Raw genomic sequence first — 19203 nt, forward strand, 5'->3', positions numbered from 1 at the left:
CGTCCCGTCGTGCGCCTCAGCGCCGCCGGTGAAGGGGCTTTTACGGTTACCAATCCAAACCCGCAAGCAGTTTTTTGGCAAGATCGCCAAAAAATCCAAAATTTCTCACAAGATGCTGTTATATATATTTTTTTCTCCAGAACCCAGCAACAAACCTCGGATCAAGAACGCCGGATGACCGCAGAAAAGGCGCTGAGTCCGGATCTGGATAGCCTCCCAGGTGATTCAAAGCATGCACTCTCCTTGGCGCCCCCCCAATCCGGCACAAGCCCATCATGGCAGTGAGGGGCGCCGGGCCACTTCATGGCTTGCCGCCCCCTGCCCTTTCCCTGTTCACAAGAGGCCGGAACACCTGAAAACGCAGACATAGCAGTTGGGCCTACACGTCGAGTTGCAATCCACTGCGCAGTTCGGCGGGGATCATGCGTGCCGACGAGGCGCGCGGCATAGGCATCTCGGGGATGCTGCGCTCTTTGCCATAAAGAGCCACGTAGTCATCGTAGTTGTCGAAGGCCCGGCGACGGACAAAGTCCACGTAGGTTTCGGCAGGCACCCCGTTTGCCATGATGACATCATGGTGGTCCGTTTCGACATGGTAGTATGTGATCAGATCTGGCTGTTGGTTCATCGGCACGACCTGGATGCTGCTCCCGTTCACCAGCGCGCCGGCATTGATCGCCACCCCGTCGAGGATGACCGCATGATCGGAGGTCAGCACCAGATCGCTGAAAGGGACCCTGCCCCCAAAAGCCCCCGCCGCGATTCTCACAGGCTGGACGCGGGACGTGGCAAAGGCCTTGTGCACAGTCTGGCGGCCAATCCACCGGACCGGCACGTCCCGTCCGTCTGCCGTCTTGACGAGATCCCCTATTTGCAAGGCCTCTACCCGACGCTCGCCATCCGGCGTGGCGATCAGCGTGCCAGAACCAAAGCACGCTGCATCGCTTCCCAGGACCTGCGAGGACGGCTGGTCGGCATAATTGCTGACCCCGATAGCGGTACCGAACTGGGCGCCATCGGGGGCATCGAAGACAACAAAGAACTCGGAATTTCCCGCGACGGTATCGGCACTGCCAAAGACATATCCCTTGGTTCCGTTGAACATCCCGCTCCCCAGATAGAACCCCGTTCCACCGGACACGCCACCGAAAGACATCGTATTGACGTCGAAACCGGCGATGGCGACCTCGTCACCGGGCAGAATGTTGCCATCATCCACGATGGCGGTGATGGTTCCTTCATCGTCCTGCCAGGTCGTGCCAATCCCGTCCGAGCCGATGGAACTTCCGAATGTGTAAGATGTCGGCATGGGGTCTCGATCTCCACTGCTATGATTGTGATTGACCGGGCGCGATCTTCCGACAACGGGGGGCTGATGCGAAAGCGCGCCCGGCGCGGAAGATGTCCGCATGCCGGACCCTACGAATGGCCGAACCGCTGCCCCACCTCCATCTTTGTTGATTTTCGGTAGAGATTGTTGACGAATGACCCGTCGCTCCGGGTATCCGAAGGATCAGCGCCGAAAGGCCGCCTGCCGTTCGAGCCATCTGCGCGGCGGCAATCCCGTCCGGCGGCGAAAGGCCGATGAAAAATTGCTGACGCTTGAATACCCGAAGCTGTGCGCCACCACCTTGATCGGCATGCCCTGCTGAAGGGCGGCACAGATCGCGTCGAAGCGGACCTGCTGCATGGACCGGTTGAAACTGGTGCCGAACTCGGCCTGATACGCCCGATCCAAGCGGCGTGGCGAGACACCGAACTGGCTGGCAATTTCGGCAAGTGACGGCGGTCTCTGCGGACATTCCTGCAAGAGTGCATGCGCATCGCGCGCAAGACTTCCGGCCAGGGGCGTCACGTTCGGCACGCCATCCTCGCAAAGGCTTTGCAGGTGGAACCCCAGAATCTGCTGGGCCGCCGCACTTACCATGCGGTGCCCCAGCGGCGAGGTGTTCGACAGGGCTGTCATCAATGCCTGGCGCAGGTGCAAGGGCAGCGCCCGGGCGCGGTGGTAGGTGTTGCTTCCGCCCTCGATCAGAGGTCGGACCCCTTTGGGCACCGGTCCGCCGAACCAGTCCATTACCGCCTCCAACGAGGCGAGCGCGCCGAAAATCGCATTGTCGGCCGCGCCGAAACGATAAAGCGCCCCTGAGACACTGGGCCGGATCAACCCGGGCGCGGAGTCTTGGTAGCGCCGCCCGCAGGCAAGCTCTGCTTCAAAACCGCCCTTGAGAACGACCTGTGTGAACACGAAGTCTCCATCGCGAGAACTTGTCACCTCGACACTGTCCGGCCCGGAGGTCCGGAACTGCGACAGACTCCAGCTGACGCCACTTCCGTCCGTGCCGGGGTTTCTTTGCCAGGACATCTCGACGGTGCCGGATTGCCGCCGAACGGCGTCACTGGCCTCGCCGTTTCCAAGGTGCAGTTCGATCGGCGATACCCGCCCGGTACTCATGAATTCGATCCCGCTCTGCCGGCACCCACACTGAGAACAGGGCTAACGCGTTTTCAAACCTAGGAAAAGTCCCCAGGGATTCGTGAGGCGCAAACCGCACCCGCCATTTGCGCACACCCCAGCCACACCCGCCCGAAACCGCAAGTCGGACCTGCGCAGAGGGATGATCGCGACCAGTACAGGAAGCGACCCGGATTTGGTCCGTTTGGTCGCCCACCCCTCAAGCCCCATGCGCGCACTCTCGACGACACCGGCCCGCCGTCGCTGGCTAAGGTCTACAACCGGGATCGGCACAAGCGCCGCCCCAATCTTGGCAAGAACCCCGGCCGCCGGCGCGGCTCGATGCAACCTTGGCTCAGTTGCACCCAAGTAAAGGCCAGGTTCTCAAGGGAGAGTGGTGCGGGTGGAGGGACTTGAACCCCCACGGATTGCTCCGCCAGAACCTAAATCTGGTGCGTCTACCAATTTCGCCACACCCGCAACGACGCGGTGAATAGCAAAGCGCCGTGACCGAGGCGAGCGGAAAATTCCTGTGAAAGCCTATGCATTGACGGCGACGTAAACCGGATCTTGGCTTATCCTGCCGCAAAACAAGAAAAGACCGGCAGCAACATACAGGAAAAAGTGACGATGGCCCATGACATGGTCGGGCGCGGCAGCGGCGCGGGATCCCTGCGCCAACCTTGCGCAGGTCCCGCTTGCAATGCGCTTCCACTCGGTACGATCGTTCTGACGCTCGAAGGCGCGCTGCCGGTGGAGTATCTTGGTTCGGGTGACCGGATCATCACGAGGGACAGCGGAACAGCGCGGCTTGCAGCCCTACGGCCTTTGCGCCGGCGGCTGCCCGCAGTTTTCGTGGCCCCGGGCAGCGTCGGCCATATGCGGCCCGACCTGACGCTGGTCCTGCCCGCCGCGCAAGAGGTTCTTTTGCGTGATTGGCGGGCCAAGGCTCTGTTTGGCAAGGAGCGGGCACTGGTGCCGCTGGCGCGGTTGATCGACGGACGGTTCATCCGGAGCGCGGGCGAAATCGACATGCAACTGGTCGAACTCTCCTTTGACGCACCGCACATCCTTTACGCGGACGGGTTGGAACTGGCATCTGCCACAACCCGCGTGACCGCCTGACAGGCGTCAGAGCCCGAGCGCCCGGAACACCCTTGGCAACTCTTCGGGAAGGTCCTCGGCGATCAGGCCGGGGCCGAAACTGCGCGCGGCCTCGACATGGAGCCAGGCAGCGGTCTCTGCAGCCTGCATTGCCGACATGCCACGGGCCAGCAACCCGGAAATGAAACCGGCAAGGACGTCGCCTGTTCCTGCGGTCGCAAGCCCGGGCGCCTCCCTGTCGTAGATCGCAGCATTGACCGAACATGCGCCACCCGGATCGGCGATCACCGTGTCGGGCCCCTTGAACAGCACCACGCAGCCCGCCCTCCCGGCGGCTTTCCGTGTGGCGTCCACCTTGGAAAACGCCGGTCCGCGGCTCGGTTTCTTGTTCAACTCATTCGCGATGTCCGGAAAGAGCCGCGCGAACTCCCCGCCATGCGGCGTCAGCACGCAATCCGCGTGCAGCATTTCGAAAAGCGCCTCTGGAGCATCCGCGTAAGCGGTCAACGCATCGGCATCGAGCACCACGCGCGGTCTGTGCCTTGCGGTCAACGCCACAGGCACGAGGTCGCGCGCCCGCTCTGCCCCCATGCCGGGGCCTAGACACAACGCGTTGAGGCGCTTGTCCTCCAGAACCTCCGCCAATCCATCGCCGTCCTCGACCCGCGCCAGCATCAGCGCGGTGATCTGGCTTGCCACCTCCATCTGCGCCGCACCCGGCACGCCCAAGGTCACCAGTCCGGACCCGACCCGAAGGGCACCGCGTGCGGCCAGTCGCGCCGCGCCGGTCTTGCCAAAGCCGCCGGAGAGAATGAGCGCATGGCCGTGGGAATACTTGTGGTCAACCATTCGCTTCGAAAGCGCCGAGACGTCGCCATGCGAGTGCCTCCCCATGTCCACGAGATGCACCTGGCTTTCATCAGGCACGTGGTCCAACCCGATATCCTTGACGACCAAGGATTTGCAGCGCTGGTACGAACCGTTCAGATAATGACCGATCTTTGCAGAGTGGAACGACACCACGAGGTCGCTGAAAGCCCCGTCACCGCCGCCGACGACTTTGCCGCTGTCCGCACAAAGCCCCGAGGGCATGTCCACGGCCACAACCCTGGCCTTGGATTTGTCCTTGGCCGCAGCCTTGACTAATTCTCGCCCGACCTCGTCGGGCACGGGCCGCGTAAGGCCGGTTCCGAATACCGCGTCGATGACCAGATCCGCGGCGGTTTCCTCGACGCGAAACGCATCCCAGGGTGAAACGGCGCCCAACTTGCCCCACCGCGCGCAATTCGCCTTTGCATCCGGCGGCAATCTGTCGGCATTGCCGTAAAGAAACACCTCCACGTCCCACCCACGACCGTGCAACAGCCGCGCGATGACGAACCCGTCGCCGCCATTGTTTCCCGGACCGCACAGAACGATTGCCCGATGCGCCCCCTGCCCCAGGTCCGGCCATTCCTCAACAATCGCCTCGACCACCCCGGCACCTGCGCGCTCCATCAACTCCAAGCCCGTCACGGCACCATTGTCGATTGCCGCCTGCTCGATTTTGCGCATCTGTTCCGCGGTCAGAAGCTCTGTCATTTTGCCTCGCGATTCATTTCTGCACGTTTTTTGCGCATATCGCACAAAACTTGACCGCGCCCAAAAATTCACTCTTCGCTTCTGCCTCTCACAAGGCCTATCGGATTGTGGCGATCATCCAGAAGTGATCTGCCAAGTCCACGAATAGCGCAAGGGAGAGCGAGGTCTCATGAAAAAGATCGAAGCGATCATCAAGCCATTCAAGCTTGATGAGGTGAAGGAGGCGCTGCAAGAAGCGGGCATCCAGGGTCTGTCCGTCGTCGAGGTGAAGGGCTTTGGCCGCCAGAAAGGCCATACCGAGCTCTACCGTGGCGCGGAATACGTCGTCGACTTCCTGCCCAAGGTGAAGATCGAGATCGTTCTTGACGACGACCAGGTCGATGCCGCCATCGAGGCCATCGTCGAGGCCGCCAAGACCGACAAGATCGGCGACGGCAAGATCTTTGTCAGCCAGGTCGAACAGGCCATCCGAATCCGTACCGGCGAAACCGGCTCGGACGCGCTGTAATTCAGAAAATTGACCGCGGTACCGCTGGGCCGCAGGCATCCCAACAGTATGACAGAAAGGGACTCAACAGTTATGAGCAACGCTGTTCTCGACATGATGAAGGCAGAGGACGTCGCCTACGTCGACATCCGGTTCACCGATCCGCGCGGCAAGCTGCAGCACGTCACGGTGATCGCAGATGAGGTCGATGAGGATTTCCTCGAAGAAGGCTTCATGTTTGACGGCTCCTCGATCGCCGGCTGGAAATCGATCGAAGCATCGGACATGAAACTCATGCCCGACCTCGAAAGCGCCTACATCGACCCGTTCTACGCCGAAAAGACGCTCTGCCTGCATTGCTCGGTCGTCGAACCCGACACCGGCGAACCCTACGAGCGTGACCCGCGCGGCACCGCCGAGAAGGCAGAAGCCTACCTGAAGTCCTCGGGCATCGGCGACATCTCCTACTGGGGTCCGGAAGCCGAGTTCTTCCTTTTCGACGACGTGCGTTTCTCGAACAAGATCAACAAGGTCTCCTACGAGGTCGACGCGGTCGACGCATCGTGGAACACCGACACCGAGTACGAGACCGGCAACATGGGCCATCGTCCCGGCGTCAAGGGCGGCTATTTCCCGGTCAACCCGACCGACGACGCGCAGGACCTGCGCTCGGAAATGCTCTCGACCATGAAGCGCATCGGCATGAAGGTCGACAAGCACCACCACGAAGTGGCGTCGTGCCAGCACGAGCTGGGCCTGATCTTCGGCTCGCTGACCAAGCAGGCAGACGAGCTGCAGAAGTACAAGTACATCATCCACAACGTGGCACATGCCTACGGCAAGTCCGCCACCTTCATGCCCAAGCCGATCTACGGCGACAACGGCACCGGCATGCACTGCAACATGTCGATCTGGAAGGACGGCAAGCCGCTGTTCGCGGGTGACAAGTATGCGGACCTGAGCCAAGAGGCACTGTACTTCATCGGCGGCATCCTCAAGCACGCCAAGACGCTGAATGCCTTCACCAACCCGTCCACCAACTCGTACAAGCGCCTGATCCCCGGCTTCGAAGCCCCGGTTCTGCGCGCCTACTCGGCCCGCAACCGTTCCGGCTGCGTGCGTATTCCGTGGACCGAAAGCCCCAAGGCCAAGCGCGTCGAGGCCCGTTTCCCCGATCCGTCCGCGAACCCCTACCTGTGCTTCGCGGCGCTGCTGATGGCCGGCCTGGACGGCATCAACAACAAGATCGACCCGGGCGAGGCGATGGACAAGAACCTCTATGACCTGCCGGCCGAAGAGCTGGAAGGCATCCCCACCGTCTGCGGCTCGCTGCGCGAGGCCATCGACTGCCTGAAGGCCGACCACGAGTTCCTGCTCGCCGGCGACGTCTTCACCAAGGACCAGATCGAAGGCTACATCGAACTGAAGATGGAAGAGATCGAACTGTTCGAGCACACGCCGCACCCGGTCGAGTTCGGCATGTACTACAGCTGCTGATCGCCGCACGATCTACTACGGAATGGGCGCCCCGGTGGCGCCCGTTTTCGTTTTTGATCCCCTGCTCCGCAGCGGGCACCCGCCATCCTGCGACCTTCCCCCTTGGCGCCCCCTCGTGACGCGGCTAACCTTCCGGAGAACCTGTCCGAACCGGAGCCCTGCCATGCGCCGCCTCGCCCCTGCCCTTGCCCTTGCCCTTGCCATTCTGACCGCTGTCCCCGCATTTGCCGCGGGTTGCGGCGACACCGCTTCGGGCTTCGACGCCTGGAAGGGTGAATTCGCGGCCGAGGCGCGCCGCGCCGGCGTGGGCGATCGCGGCATCGACGCCCTCATGAAAGCGCGGTATTCGACCAAGACGATCAATGCGGACCGCAACCAGAAAGGCGTGAAATACAGTTTCGAACGATTCGTGCAGATCCGCCTCGGCTCGCTCGACAGTTTCGCCAATGGCGCCCGCAAGCGCATCAACCAGAACAAGGCCTTCTACGACAGCCTCGAAAAGCACTTTGGTGTGCCGGCAGGCATCGTCGTCGCCATTCATGGCATGGAAACGGGCTATGGCCGCACGATGGGGAGCGAACCTGTCATCAACTCGATCCTGACGGTTGCCTATGACTGTCGCCGCCCGCAACTGTTTCGGCCCCATGCCATTGCCGCGCTGAAAATGGTGGATCGTGGCATGCTCTCGCCCGGCCAGAAAGGCGCCTTTCACGGAGAGCTGGGCCACACCCAGTTCCTGCCCGGCAACGCCATGCGCTATGGTGTCGATGCCAATGGCGACGGGCGTGTCGATTTCTACAACCAGGCCGACGCGCTGGCCTCGACCGCCAATTTCCTCCGCCAGAAGGGCTGGAAGCGCGGCCAGCCCTTCGGCCCCGGAACGCATAACTTCCGAGTGCTGAACGAATGGAACGCCGCCACCGTCTATCAACAGGCCATCGCCGCAGCCGCCGAAAGGATCGGTCGCTGAGACCGATCGGGAAACAAGGCGCCCGGAACCGCGTAAATTTCCCCGAATCGCCCGATTGTTAACATTTTTCGGGGTCAACCTTTCCTGTAGCGGCCACCACGCCGTGACAGGAGAGCAGAATGACCTTCGAACACCCCTACGCGGGGATGATCCTGCCGGACACGCGGGATCTGCACCCCGGCCCCTATCTCGACAGTGCCGCAAAGGTACTGGCTCGTCTTGATCCGCGTCCGGACGCCAAGGCTCCGACCAGGCGAAAACCGGGACTCGTCATGGGGCAGCACCTGGGCATTGCCGTTCTCCCCGAAGAGCAAAGCGATTACGGACCGAAAGTGGTTCTGCAGGTGGTGACCGCGGATGGGACCCCGCCCGACGAAACCGACGCCGCGCGCCTGCTGTCCGACACGGTACGGGCCGCGATGAATCATTCTTCGGCGGACATCCTGGAATGGTTCTCGCCCGAGACGCTCATCGACCGCGAGGATTTCATCCGGCTGCGCAACTTCGTCTCGCCCCGTCGCATCGGCCGGGTCGACACGGAGATCGAGGATGCGCTGTTCGAAAGCGCCGCAGCCGCACAGGGTATCTGCGGCTCGCTCTACCCCGAAAGTTCAAAATCCGCGGAAATCCCAAACCTGCCCGCCGTGGTGGCGGAGACCACGATGAAACGGCGCCATTCCTGGTTCGGTCTGCGACGCGCCAGCCAGATGATCGCCGTGACCAGCCTGATCGCCGTGCTCAGCACGACCGGCCAGATGGACTATTTCCTCCGGCAGTTGCTGCAGTGACGTCCTCGCTGCGCACAAGGTAGGTGTGAATCGAGAAGACCACCGCGCGGGTCTTCGGCAGGCGCAGGATGCACTGCCGCTCTGACCGCCAGAAAGGCGCGGTGGCGGGTTCGACCGGTACACGCGGGTTGTGCATCGAGCGCGGATGGAAAAGTTCTGGCTCGGCGTAGCGCAGGGCATTGAACCGCCACAGCGGACGCCCGGCCTGCACCCCGTCGAACAGTCGCTGTACCCGGCGCGCGATGTTGTCATCGAAACTGTCCACCGGCGCGTGGATCGCCGTCATCGGACGCATGAATTTCTCGTCCAGCCGCCAACTGGCGGGAAAACAAAGCACAGCGCCAGTCAGCACATGCTGATCGCCATGCTTTTCCATCAGGCACAGGTCTTCCTGCACGATCCGCCCCAGTGTTCCCAGCGGATCCGCCCCGTCCAGCGAAACACGCGCGCCGTCGGGGCACAGAACACTGTTGTCGCCCCGCAAAAACAAGTCAGGCAGCGCCGCAAGAACCGTTTCCATGAGCTCGTCCGCCGCAGGAACGGCAGCGGCGAACAGGGCCAGCACCTCGTCCCGGCGCTCGGTCAGCAGGCGACGACGCTCTGCCATCTGCGCGGCATAGGCTTCGTCCACGATCAGCCAGTCCGCAGGATCCAGAGGGGCAATTCCCGGCAAGGGGCGCGGTGCGGTGACATCATAGGGGATTCGGTCTTGCAGGATCATGAGCGCAGGCTATGCCCGTCACGCGACCTTCACCAGCCGCCGGCCACTACGTCACCGGAAAGAATACGGTCAAAAAACGACCCCCTGTACGGTCGTAATTCCGCGCGCCAGCCCCGGGACGCCCCGGCAGGCTGACGGAACCAGCCTTCGGAAGACGCCATGAACACCCATTTCCGCGATACCCGCAAGATAGACCCGACACGCGGCGCCGTGACCGGCGACAACACCCCCAACGACATGGACCGGATCGAGATCGGCCCCACACGCTTGGCACTGGCCGAGTGGGCCGCCGCGGGGCTTGAACTGCCCGACCTGCAGGAAATGCGGCGCTATCGTTGGCAGCGGCTGACAGATCACGTCGTGGCGCGGGACCTTGCCGGGTTGCTGGTCTTCGACCCGCTCAACATTCGCTACGCGACCGACAGCACCAACATGCAGCTTTGGAACACCCACAACCCGTTCCGGGCCGTGCTGGTCTGCGCCGACGGCTACATGGTGATCTGGGACTACAAGAACGCGCCTTTCCTGTCCTCGTTCAACCCGCTGGTGCGCGAGGCGCGCTCGGGCGCGGACCTGTTCTATTTCGACCGCGGCGATGGGCTGGACGTGGCGGCTGACCGGTTTGCCGCCGAGGTGGCGGACCTGCTGGCGCAGCACGCCCCCGGCAACACGCGGCTGGCGGTGGACAAACCCATGATCCACGGGCTGCGCGCGCTCGAGGCGCAGGGCCTGACCGTCTTCCCCGGTGAGGAAGTCACCGAAAAGGCCCGGTCCGTGAAGGGTCCGGACGAGATCAGGGCCATGCGCTGCGCCATCAACGCCTGCGAGGCCGCGATGCTTGAAATGGAACGATTTGCCCGCGCCAATGTCCCCCTGGGCGGTGTGTCGGAGAACGATATCTGGGCCGTCCTCCACGCCGAGAACATCCGTCGCGGCGGCGAATGGATCGAGACGCGGTTGCTGACCTCCGGCCCACGCACGAACCCCTGGTTCCAGGAATGCGGTCCGCGAATCGTCCAGAACAATGAGATCGTCGCCTTCGATACGGATCTTGTCGGCAGCTACGGCATCTGCGTCGACATCTCGCGCACCTGGTGGGTGGGAGATCGGGCGCCCCGGCCAGACATGATCGACGCCATGCGACACGGGCATGAACATGTCATGACCAACATGGAAATGCTGCGCCCCGGGGTGAACATCCAGGATCTGTCCCGCAACACCCATGTCCTGCGGCCCGAGTTCCAGCGGCTGAAATACGGCTGCCTCATGCACGGTGTGGGTCTTTGCGATGAATGGCCCCTGGTGGCCTACCCTGATCATATGGTCGAAGGTGCCTTTGACTACGAGCTGGAGCCGGGCATGACGCTGTGTGTCGAGGTGTTGGTGTCGCCCGACGGCGGCGATTTCTCGATCAAGCTGGAAGAGCAGGTGCTCATCACCGAGGATGGCTACGAGAACCTGATTACCTATCCTTTCGACCCGATGCTGATGGGAACCTAGGCTCTCACACCTCCGCCTTCACCCGCCGTGCCATGCGCAGGACCGACTCTGCCTGCGTGTAGTCCTGCACCTGTTCCAGCGGTACCCATGCCAGCGCCTTCGACTCTGCCGAGGCGTTGAGGTCGCCCGCCTCGGCCTGCATCAGGAAACGGACGTCATAGTGCAGATGCGCCGGGTCCGTCCCGCGTGCCGGGATCTGGTGGATATCAATGTCGAAAACGTCCGGCGACAGAAACGAAATCCGCGCCAGCCCCGATTCCTCGTAGGCCTCTTTCAAGGCCACAAAGCGCACGTCCGCGATGCCGTCGCAATGGCCGCCCAGCTGCAACCAGCGATCCAGCTTGGCGTGATGGGTCAGCAGAACGGACTGCCTGTCCGGTGACAGTACAAAGGCAGAGCCGGTGACATGGCCGCCGATGAGTGGATCGCGGGAGAAGGCTGCCAGCCCCCACTGTGCACAAAAGGCCCCCAACCGGTCCCATTCCGCCCGGTCCCGTGCATCACGCGGCACGAAACGCCCGATACCGTCAATCCGCATCCAGGTGCACCCTTGCCAGAACCCCGGCATGATCCGATCCCCAGAGCGGCCGCGTCTCCATCCGACCGCCGCCGGGCGCCCAGACCTGGTCCAGCGGCAGCGGAACAGGCAGCGCCTGCCCGGCGGGCCAGCCATGCGGTGCCAGCCAGTAGGTCGGTTGCAATGGCCCGGCACGCTGCACGCCCGCCGCCCCTGTCAGGCGCCGCACCGAATTGCCCCAGGGCATCATGTTGAAATCGCCGGACAGGACGACGGGCCCCTCCAGCCCGGCAAGAACCCCTTCCAGCACTTCTGACTGCGGCGCCTGAGGATGCGGCCACGGCCAACGCAGGTGCACCGACAGCACCCAGACCGGTCCCTGCGGTGTGTCGAGGTGCAATCCCGCCACCCCCTGCCCCGGCAGGCATAGTGTCCCGCCCGGCAGCACCGGATGACGCGACAGCACGGCATTGCGGCTCCAGCTGTAGAAAGGACAGGTGGTGCTATGGGGATAGGATGGCGCAAGCCGGTCCAGGATGTCGCCGTTGCGGCTGGTCAGCTCCTGCAGGGTGATGGCGTCCGGGGCCTGGGCCAGCATGTCCGCCGCCAGTTCGGGGATCTGCGCATTTCGGTACAGCAGGTTCTTCTGGTAGACCGCAAATCCGCCCGGTGTCGGCGCTGCCAGCTTCATGACGACCGCCTGCCCCAGCACCACCAGCGCCAGACCGGCCAGCCCCCAGCGCACCCAGCGCGGCCATCCGGTCCAGATCACCACCAAAGCCGCCAGCGCCACCAACGGCAGCCGCGCCACCGCCAGCGAGTCTCCCGCCGGGTGCAGCGCGCCGCCCCAGCTGGCCAGCGCGACCAGCACCAAAACCCCTGCAACAATGCTCACCAGCGCGCGCATCAAACTCACCATGCCGTGACGCTCCTGACAGTTAGCTTGTGAGCCGCCCCGGCCCGCCCCATTCTCTGACCCAACCACGAAACGTCAGGACGCCCCAATGCCCACCGAACGCATCACATTCCCCGGTCATGCCGGCGACAGGCTGGCCGCACGGCTGGACCTGCCCGAGGAAACGCCGCTCGCCACTGCCCTCTTCGCCCATTGCTTTACCTGCGGCAAGGACATCGCCGCGGCACGGCGCATCGCTCAGCGGCTTTCCGCGATGGGGATCGCTGTGCTGCGCTTCGATTTCACCGGACTGGGCCATTCCTGCGGCGAGTTTGCCAATACCACCTTTCACAGCAACGTGGGCGACCTGAAAGCCGCCGCCGAATACCTGCAGGGTCGCGACATGGCGCCCAGCCTGCTGATCGGCCATTCCCTTGGCGGTGCTGCGGTCCTGCGGGCAGCGCCCGACATCGCCTCGGCCAAGGCCGTGGCGACCATCGGTGCGCCCTTCGACCCCGATCACGTCACGCACAACTTTGCCGATGCGCTGGACCGGATCGAGGAAGAAGGCCAGGCACAGGTGGACTTGGGCGGGCGGCCCGTCACCATCGGGCGAGACTTCGTGCGGGACGTGAAGGCACAGGAACTGGAACCGGTCATCGGATCGCTGAAAAAGGCGCTGTTGGTGCTGCATGCGCCGCGGGACGCCGTGGTCGATATCTCCAACGCCACGCGGATCTTCACCGCCGCGAAACATCCCAAGAGCTTTGTCACGCTGGATGATGCCGATCACCTCGTCTCTGCCCCGAAGGACGCGGAATACGTCGCCGAGGTGATCGCGGCCTGGGCCGATCGCTACCTCGACCTGCCGGCCCCCGCGCCGCCGATCGGCGCGCCTGAGGGGGTGGTGCGCGTGACGGAAACCGCGGCCGATGGTTTTTTGCAGGACATCCAGAACGGTCCGCATCATCACGCACTGGCGGATGAGCCCGAAGCCTATGGCGGCAGCAACCGGGGCATGTCGCCCTATGGATTCCTCTCGGCGGGGCTGGGCGCCTGCACCTCGATGACCATCCGCATGTATGCCCGGCGCAAGGGGTGGCCGCTGACCGGGATCAGCGTGGACGTGACCCACGACAAGGTGCACGCCCAGGACGCGGGGGCAAGCGCGACGACACGCGTGGACCACTTTGTCCGCCGGATCAAACTGGAAGGCGACCTGACTGCCGACCAACGCGCCCGGCTGCTGGAAATCGCGGACAAGTGCCCGGTGCACAAGACGCTGGAAAAGGGGGCCGATATCGAGACCGAACTGGCCTGAAGCCCCCTTGCCTCCGGTCCCCGATCCGCGCCACTGTCGCGCCGCAACAGGGGGACAGCATGAAGGCATATCGTCAGGTGGCCGTGATCGGCGCAGGCATGGTCGGGGTCTCTACCGCGCTCTGGTTGCAACGCATGGGATGCGAGGTCACGCTGGTCGACCGCGAAGGCCCCGCGGCCGGTGCCTCGACGGGCAACGCGGGCATCATCGCGGCGGGTGCCGTGGTGCCACTGCCCGTTCCCGGCCTGATCTGGAAGGCCCCTGGCATGTTGTTCGACCCGCGCCAGCCGCTGTTCCTGAAATGGGGCTACCTGCCGCGCCTCGTCCCCTTCCTGTTGCGCTACATGGGACACGCACGGCAGGCCAAGGTCGAGCAGATCACCCGCGCGCTGACCCTGCTGCTGCAGGACAGCGCGGACCAGCATCAGGCCCTGGCTGAAGGAACGGAAGCCGCGCACTTCATCCGGCCCGGCAGCTACCTGCACGGCTATGCCAGCAAGCAGGCGTTCGAGGCGGATGCCTATGGCTGGGAGCTAAGGCGGCGCAACGGCTACACGGTGCGCGAGATGACTCCCGAGGACATGGCAGCCTTCGATCCGGCACTGGAAGGGCGCTTTGGCTATGGAGTCGACAACCCGCAGCACGGCACGATCACAGATCCCGGCCCCTATGTCCGCGCCCTGGCGGCGGCCTTCGAGGCGGGCGGCGGCCAGATCGTACAGGCAAGCGTGACAGGCTTTCGCGAGGAAAACGGGTGCGCCGTGGCCGCACTGACCAACAGGGGCGAGATCGCGGCAGAGGGCTTTGCAGTGACCCTTGGCGCCTGGTCCGGCGGGATTGCCCGCGCGCTTGGCGTCACCGTGCCCCTGGAAAGCGAACGCGGCTATCACGTCGAGTTCCACGCCCCCAACATCGAATTGCGTGCGCCGGTCATGGTGACCTCGGGCAAATTCGTCGCCACGTCGATGCGTGGGCGCCTGCGGGCGGCGGGTATCGTGGAGTTCGGCGGCTTGAAAGCCCCGGCCTCGCGCGCGCCCTTCGACCTGGTGCGGCGCAGCGTGGCGCGCATCTTTCCCGATCTGACCTACAGCCACACCAGCGAATGGATGGGACACAGGCCCGCCACCTCGGATTCCCTTCCCGTGATCGGACCCAGCCCCCGGCTGGCCAATGTCTATCTTGGCTACGGGCACCAGCACATCGGCCTGACTGGCGGTCCCCGCACCGGGCACTGGCTGGCGCAGATGATGGCAAGCGAACCGGTGAACGCCGATCTCTCGGCCTTCGCCGCCGACCGCAGGGGCTGAAACGCAAAAGGCCGGGCACAAGGCCCGGCCTTTCGGTTTCTCAGGGCTGGCGGGGTCAGCCGCGCGCGCGGCCCACCAGTTTCCATGCCAGAGGCAGGATCACGGCGGCCAGTGCCAGCTTGATCGCGTCACCGACGAGGAAGGGCGTCAGGCCCCATTCCAGGATCGGCTTGTCCCAGCCGTAGAGCATGCCCAGCCAGATCAGGCCCGGAACGTAGATGATCACGTTGCCCAGCAGCATGGCGCCGGCCATCTTGGGCGCCGAACGGTCCCAGCCTGCGCGGGCAAGGACACCCAGCGCAACGGTCGCCAGAACGTAGCCGACGAGGTAGCCGCCGGTGCCACCCATCATGTATTCGATGCCGAATGCCTCGGCCGAGGACCCCGCGAAGACATCAAAGCCAAGCGCACCGATGATCATGTAGCCGAGGATCGTCACAAGACCCAGGCGCGGACCGTAGGCGGCGCCGACCGTCAGCACGGCAAACGTGCCCATCGTGATCGGGACGGGCCACATCGGCACCTTGATCTTGGCCGCGGCGGCGAGCACAGCGATGCCCAGCACCACCAGCGCCACCTGCTTGAGGCGCAGCGCAGCACCCTCATTGGCGCCGAAGGCTTCGGCCAGGACGTTGCGGTTCATCGTCAGGTTCATGGGGCTCCCCCTCGTCATGAATATTTCACTCATGTTTTGCCCGACTTGCTGCGCCGCCGCAAGGGAGCATTAAGTAGATGTGCAAACCCTGCTAATCCTGCCATTTGCAAATACCACCAAGACAGATTGCAAAGCCGCGGCTCAAAGCGGGCCGAGCCGTCCCAGCAAACCCGGCATCTGGCGCAGCAGGTCCAGCGCCATGTTCGCATCGCTCACCTTGATATCGACCAGGGGGTGCTCCCAGTCCTGACCGCGCACGGCATAGATCCGAAACGCCCCGTTCTCTGTGTCGTTCCTGGAGTAATACCCAAGGTCGACAACCACCGCGCGCTTGGAATACTGCGCGAGATCCTCGCGCAGGCGATCCGGCGTCAGCGGCTCCAGAGGCTTGACGATCTGCCAGCCAGCCACGCGAAACACCGAATTGATCTGCAGTGCCAGTTCCATAGTGTCCCCTCTTTTCGCGCCAGACTAAAATGGGGCCGCCGAAACGGCGACCCCATTGATCCTGGTTATATGTGGCAATGGCGGAAACCCGCCATGCCGTCACGAGATGCGGTTGAGCAACTCGCCCAGCGACTGTTTCGCGTCGCCGTAGTACATCCGCGTATTCTCCTTGAAGAACAGCGGGTTTTCGATGCCCGAGTAACCGGTGCCCTGGCCCCGCTTGGAGACAAAGACCTGTTTCGCCTTCCAGCATTCCAGCACCGGCATCCCCGCGATGGGAGAGTTCGGGTCTTCCTGGGCCGCCGGGTTCACGATGTCGTTCGAGCCGATGACGATCGCAACATCCGTGTCCGGGAAGTCCTCGTTGATCTCGTCCATCTCCAGCACGATGTCATAGGGCACCTTTGCCTCGGCCAGGAGCACGTTCATGTGCCCGGGCAGACGGCCCGCCACCGGGTGGATGGCAAAGCGCACCTCCTTGCCCTGGGCGCGCAGGCGGCGGGTCAGTTCGGCCACGTTCTGTTGAGCCTGTGCCACCGCCATGCCGTAGCCGGGGATGATGATGATGCTGTCGGCCTCTTCGAGGGCCTGCGCCACACCGTCGGCGTCGATGGCAACCTGTTCGCCCTCGACCTCCATCGCCGGGCCGGCGCTGCCGCCGAAGCCGCCGAGGATGACGCTGACAAAGGACCGGTTCATCGCCTTGCACATGATGTAGGACAGGATCGCACCCGAGGAGCCCACCAGCGCACCGACCACGATCAGCAGGTCGTTGCCAAGGCTGAAGCCGATGGCCGCCGCCGCCCAGCCCGAGTAGCTGTTGAGCATCGAGACAACGACCGGCATGTCGGCGCCGCCGATGCCCATGATCAGGTGATAGCCGATGAAGAAGGCCAGAACCGACATCAGCAGCAGGGTCCAGCCGCCGCCGGTGCTCATGTAGATCACCAGCAGGATCACCGAGCCGATGGCCGCGGCGAGGTTCAGCATGTGGCCGCCGGGAAGCTTTTTCGCCGCCGAGGTCACCTTGCCCGAGAGCTTGCCATAGGCGATGACCGAACCGGTGAAGGTCACGGCACCGATGAAGACGCCCAGGAAAACCTCGATCTTGAGGATGTTGATCTCTGCCGGGGTCTTGTGCGCCACCTTGGCCGAGAAGCCCTTGAGCGCCTCCAGTGCCTCGGTGGTCCCTTCGGACTGCAGCGCGGCAACGGTGTTCATGACCAGTTCTGCGTTATAGCCGACAAAGACGGCCGCAAGACCGACAAGCGCGTGCATCCCGGCCACCAGCTCCGGCATCTGGGTCATTTCGACCTTGGAGGCCAGGAAATAGCCGATCACGCCGCCAGCGGCGATCAGGATGATCGACAGGATCCAGAGACCCGAGCCCGGTCCGATCAGCGTGGCAAACACCGCCAGCGCCATGCCGACGATGCCGTACCAGACCGCGCGCTTGGCGCTTTCCTGGCCCGAAAGGCCACCCAGCGACAGGATGAAGAGGACAGCCGCGACCACATAGGCCGCCGTGGTAAATCCGTATTCCATGAGTCCTTGTCCTCTTTACGATTTCTGGAACATGGCGAGCATGCGCCGGGTCACGAGGAAGCCGCCGAAGATGTTGATCCCGGCAAAGAAGACCGAGACCGCGGCGAGGATGAGAACAAGCGTGCCGCTGGTTCCGATCTGCATCAGCGCACCAAGGATGATGATCGACGAAATCGCGTTCGTGACCGCCATCAGCGGGGTGTGCAGCGAATGGCTGACGTTCCAGATCACCTGGAAGCCGATGAAGACCGACAGCACGAAGACGATGAAGTGCTGCAGGAAGCTGGCCGGGGCGACAAGACCCACCAGCAGCATCAGCACACCGCCCACGCCCAGCAGGGTGACCTGTTGCCTGGTCTGCGCCTTGAAGGCCGCCACTTCCTGCGCGCGCTTCTCCTCTGGCGTCAGTTCCTTGGGCTTTTCCTGCTTCTTGGCCGCGATCGCCTGCACCTTGGGCGGCGGCGGCGGGAAGGTGATCTCTCCCTGGTAGGTGACGGTCGCGCCACGGATCACGTCGTCGTCCATGTTGTGATTGATCTTGCCGTCCTTGTCGGGCGTCAGATCGGTCATCATGTGACGGATGTTGGTAGCATAAAGCGTCGACGACTGCGTCGCCATGCGCGAGGGGAAGTCCGTGTAGCCGACGATGGTCACGCCGTTGTCTGTGACGACCTTCTCGTCCTTGACGGTGCCTTCGACGTTGCCGCCCTTCTCGGCGGCCAGGTCAACGATGACCGAGCCCGGCTTCATGGCCTTGACCATGTCCTCGAGCCACAGCTTGGGGGCCTCGCGGTTGGGGATCAGCGCCGTGGTGATGACGATGTCCACCTCGGGCGCCAGTTCGCGGAACTTGGCCAGCTGCGCCTCGCGGAACTCGGGGCTGGAGACCGAGGCGTAGCCGCCGGTCGCCGCGCCGTCCTGCTGTTCTTCCTCGAAATCGAGGTAGACGAACTCGGCGCCCATCGACTCGACCTGCTCGGCCACTTCGGGCCGCACGTCAAAGGCGTATGTGACGGCACCCAGCGCGGTCGAGGTGCCGATGGCGGCCAGGCCGGCAACACCGGCGCCCACGACCAGCACCTTGGCCGGGGGCACCTTGCCCGCGGCGGTGATCTGCCCGGTGAAGAACCGGCCGAAGTTGTTCGACGCCTCGATCACGGCGCGGTAGCCGGCGATATTGGCCATCGAGGACAGCGCGTCCATTTTCTGGGCGCGGCTGATCCGCGGCACCATTTCCATCGCGATGACGTTGGCGCCCTTCTCCTTGGCGATGTCCAGGCCTTCCTGGTTGCCGCCCGGGTTGAAGAAGGTGATCAGCGTCTTCTCCGATGTCAGGTACTCCAGCTCGTCCAGCGTCGGAATACGCACCTTGGCAATGATATCCGCCTCGCCCCAGAGGTCGGCAGCGCTGCC

The 19203-nt window shown here is 63.7% G+C and carries 19 protein-coding genes and 1 tRNA gene; 9 read left to right on the forward strand and 11 right to left on the reverse strand.

The features are described from left to right. Positions 1-285: hypothetical protein (locus tag RBB42_RS26445; protein WP_305972368.1), on the forward strand; the 285-nt coding region annotated here is incomplete at its 5' end. A gap of 94 nt (positions 286-379) precedes the next feature. Here the strand turns inward: RBB42_RS26445 and RBB42_RS26450 are convergent. The 3 genes from RBB42_RS26450 to RBB42_RS26460 form a co-directional block, all read right to left on the reverse strand. Next, on the reverse strand, positions 380-1309 hold the full coding sequence (locus RBB42_RS26450; protein ID WP_305972369.1) for a Hint domain-containing protein: 930 nt from the start codon (positions 1307-1309) through the stop codon (positions 380-382). A gap of 204 nt (positions 1310-1513) precedes the next feature. Then, on the reverse strand, positions 1514-2455 hold the full coding sequence (locus tag RBB42_RS26455) for a helix-turn-helix domain-containing protein (protein ID WP_305972370.1): 942 nt from the start codon (positions 2453-2455) through the stop codon (positions 1514-1516). Between the two features lie 395 nt (positions 2456-2850). Beyond that, positions 2851-2935 (reverse strand) — tRNA-Leu (locus RBB42_RS26460). A 150-nt stretch (positions 2936-3085) separates the two neighbouring features. Here RBB42_RS26460 and RBB42_RS26465 point away from each other — a divergent pair. Beyond that, complete coding sequence (locus tag RBB42_RS26465; protein WP_305972371.1) at positions 3086-3580, forward strand: Hint domain-containing protein; 495 nt, start codon at positions 3086-3088, stop codon at positions 3578-3580. 6 nt (positions 3581-3586) lie between these two features. On the opposite strand, the gene RBB42_RS26470 is transcribed toward RBB42_RS26465, so the two are convergent. Then, positions 3587-5140, reverse strand: coding sequence for an NAD(P)H-hydrate dehydratase (locus tag RBB42_RS26470; RefSeq protein ID WP_306043908.1), 1554 nt, complete (start codon positions 5138-5140; stop codon positions 3587-3589). Positions 5141-5309: 169 nt separating this feature from the next. Here RBB42_RS26470 and RBB42_RS26475 point away from each other — a divergent pair, with 169 nt between their 5' ends. The 4 genes from RBB42_RS26475 to RBB42_RS26490 all read left to right on the forward strand — a co-directional run bounded on the left by RBB42_RS26475 (position 5310) and on the right by RBB42_RS26490 (position 8882). Then, complete coding sequence (locus RBB42_RS26475) at positions 5310-5648, forward strand: P-II family nitrogen regulator (RefSeq protein ID WP_305972373.1); 339 nt, start codon at positions 5310-5312, stop codon at positions 5646-5648. Positions 5649-5720: 72 nt separating this feature from the next. After that, positions 5721-7124 (forward strand): type I glutamate--ammonia ligase, encoded by a 1404-nt coding sequence (gene glnA / locus RBB42_RS26480; protein ID WP_305972374.1) that lies wholly within the window; start codon positions 5721-5723, stop codon positions 7122-7124. A 163-nt stretch (positions 7125-7287) separates the two neighbouring features. Beyond that, on the forward strand, positions 7288-8094 hold the full coding sequence (locus tag RBB42_RS26485) for a lytic murein transglycosylase (RefSeq protein WP_305972375.1): 807 nt from the start codon (positions 7288-7290) through the stop codon (positions 8092-8094). A gap of 119 nt (positions 8095-8213) precedes the next feature. After that, entirely contained in the window at positions 8214-8882 is a 669-nt protein-coding gene (locus RBB42_RS26490; protein ID WP_305972376.1) for a hypothetical protein, read from the forward strand. Here the strand turns inward: RBB42_RS26490 and RBB42_RS26495 are convergent. Beyond that, positions 8833-9603: a heme-dependent oxidative N-demethylase family protein gene (locus RBB42_RS26495; RefSeq protein ID WP_305972377.1), complete on the reverse strand. Its 771-nt coding sequence runs from the start codon at positions 9601-9603 to the stop codon at positions 8833-8835. The genes RBB42_RS26490 and RBB42_RS26495 overlap by 50 nt on opposite strands. A 159-nt stretch (positions 9604-9762) precedes the next feature. On the opposite strand from RBB42_RS26495, the gene dddP reads away from it, so the two are divergent. Continuing rightward, entirely contained in the window at positions 9763-11103 is a 1341-nt protein-coding gene (gene dddP / locus RBB42_RS26500; protein WP_305972378.1) for a dimethylsulfonioproprionate lyase DddP, read from the forward strand. Positions 11104-11107: 4 nt separating this feature from the next. On the opposite strand, the gene RBB42_RS26505 is transcribed toward dddP, so the two are convergent. Next, the gene (locus RBB42_RS26505) at positions 11108-11641 is read right to left on the reverse strand and encodes an NUDIX hydrolase (RefSeq protein WP_305972379.1); all 534 of its coding nucleotides are present in this window, start codon (positions 11639-11641) and stop codon (positions 11108-11110) included. Further along, positions 11631-12539, reverse strand: coding sequence for an endonuclease/exonuclease/phosphatase family protein (locus tag RBB42_RS26510; RefSeq protein ID WP_305972380.1), 909 nt, complete (start codon positions 12537-12539; stop codon positions 11631-11633). The genes RBB42_RS26505 and RBB42_RS26510 overlap by 11 nt, the downstream gene beginning before the upstream one ends. Before the next feature lie 85 nt (positions 12540-12624). Here RBB42_RS26510 and RBB42_RS26515 point away from each other — a divergent pair, with 85 nt between their 5' ends. Together RBB42_RS26515 and RBB42_RS26520 are read left to right on the forward strand one after the other, a co-directional pair. After that, entirely contained in the window at positions 12625-13836 is a 1212-nt protein-coding gene (locus RBB42_RS26515) for a bifunctional alpha/beta hydrolase/OsmC family protein (protein WP_305972381.1), read from the forward strand. Beyond that, positions 13779-15143, forward strand: a complete 1365-nt coding sequence (locus tag RBB42_RS26520; RefSeq protein WP_371931756.1) for an NAD(P)/FAD-dependent oxidoreductase — start codon at positions 13779-13781, stop codon at positions 15141-15143. The genes RBB42_RS26515 and RBB42_RS26520 overlap by 58 nt, the downstream gene beginning before the upstream one ends. Positions 15144-15198: 55 nt before the next feature. Here the strand turns inward: RBB42_RS26520 and RBB42_RS26525 are convergent, their stop codons facing one another. The 4 genes from RBB42_RS26525 to RBB42_RS26540 all read right to left on the reverse strand — a co-directional run. Next, a complete protein-coding gene (locus tag RBB42_RS26525) occupies positions 15199-15798 on the reverse strand; it encodes a biotin transporter BioY (RefSeq protein ID WP_305972383.1) in 600 nt (199 codons plus the stop codon). Positions 15799-15939: 141 nt separating this feature from the next. Then, entirely contained in the window at positions 15940-16245 is a 306-nt protein-coding gene (locus RBB42_RS26530; protein ID WP_305972384.1) for a hypothetical protein, read from the reverse strand. Positions 16246-16344: 99 nt separating this feature from the next. Next, positions 16345-17790, reverse strand: a complete 1446-nt coding sequence (locus tag RBB42_RS26535; RefSeq protein ID WP_305972385.1) for an NAD(P)(+) transhydrogenase (Re/Si-specific) subunit beta — start codon at positions 17788-17790, stop codon at positions 16345-16347. Positions 17791-17805: 15 nt separating this feature from the next. Beyond that, the coding region (locus RBB42_RS26540; RefSeq protein WP_306043909.1) for a Re/Si-specific NAD(P)(+) transhydrogenase subunit alpha at positions 17806-19203 on the reverse strand (1398 nt) is incomplete at its 5' end.

Origin of the sequence: Mameliella sp. MMSF_3455 (genome assembly GCF_030733205.1) — a bacterium.
Classification (GTDB): domain Bacteria; phylum Pseudomonadota; class Alphaproteobacteria; order Rhodobacterales; family Rhodobacteraceae; genus Antarctobacter.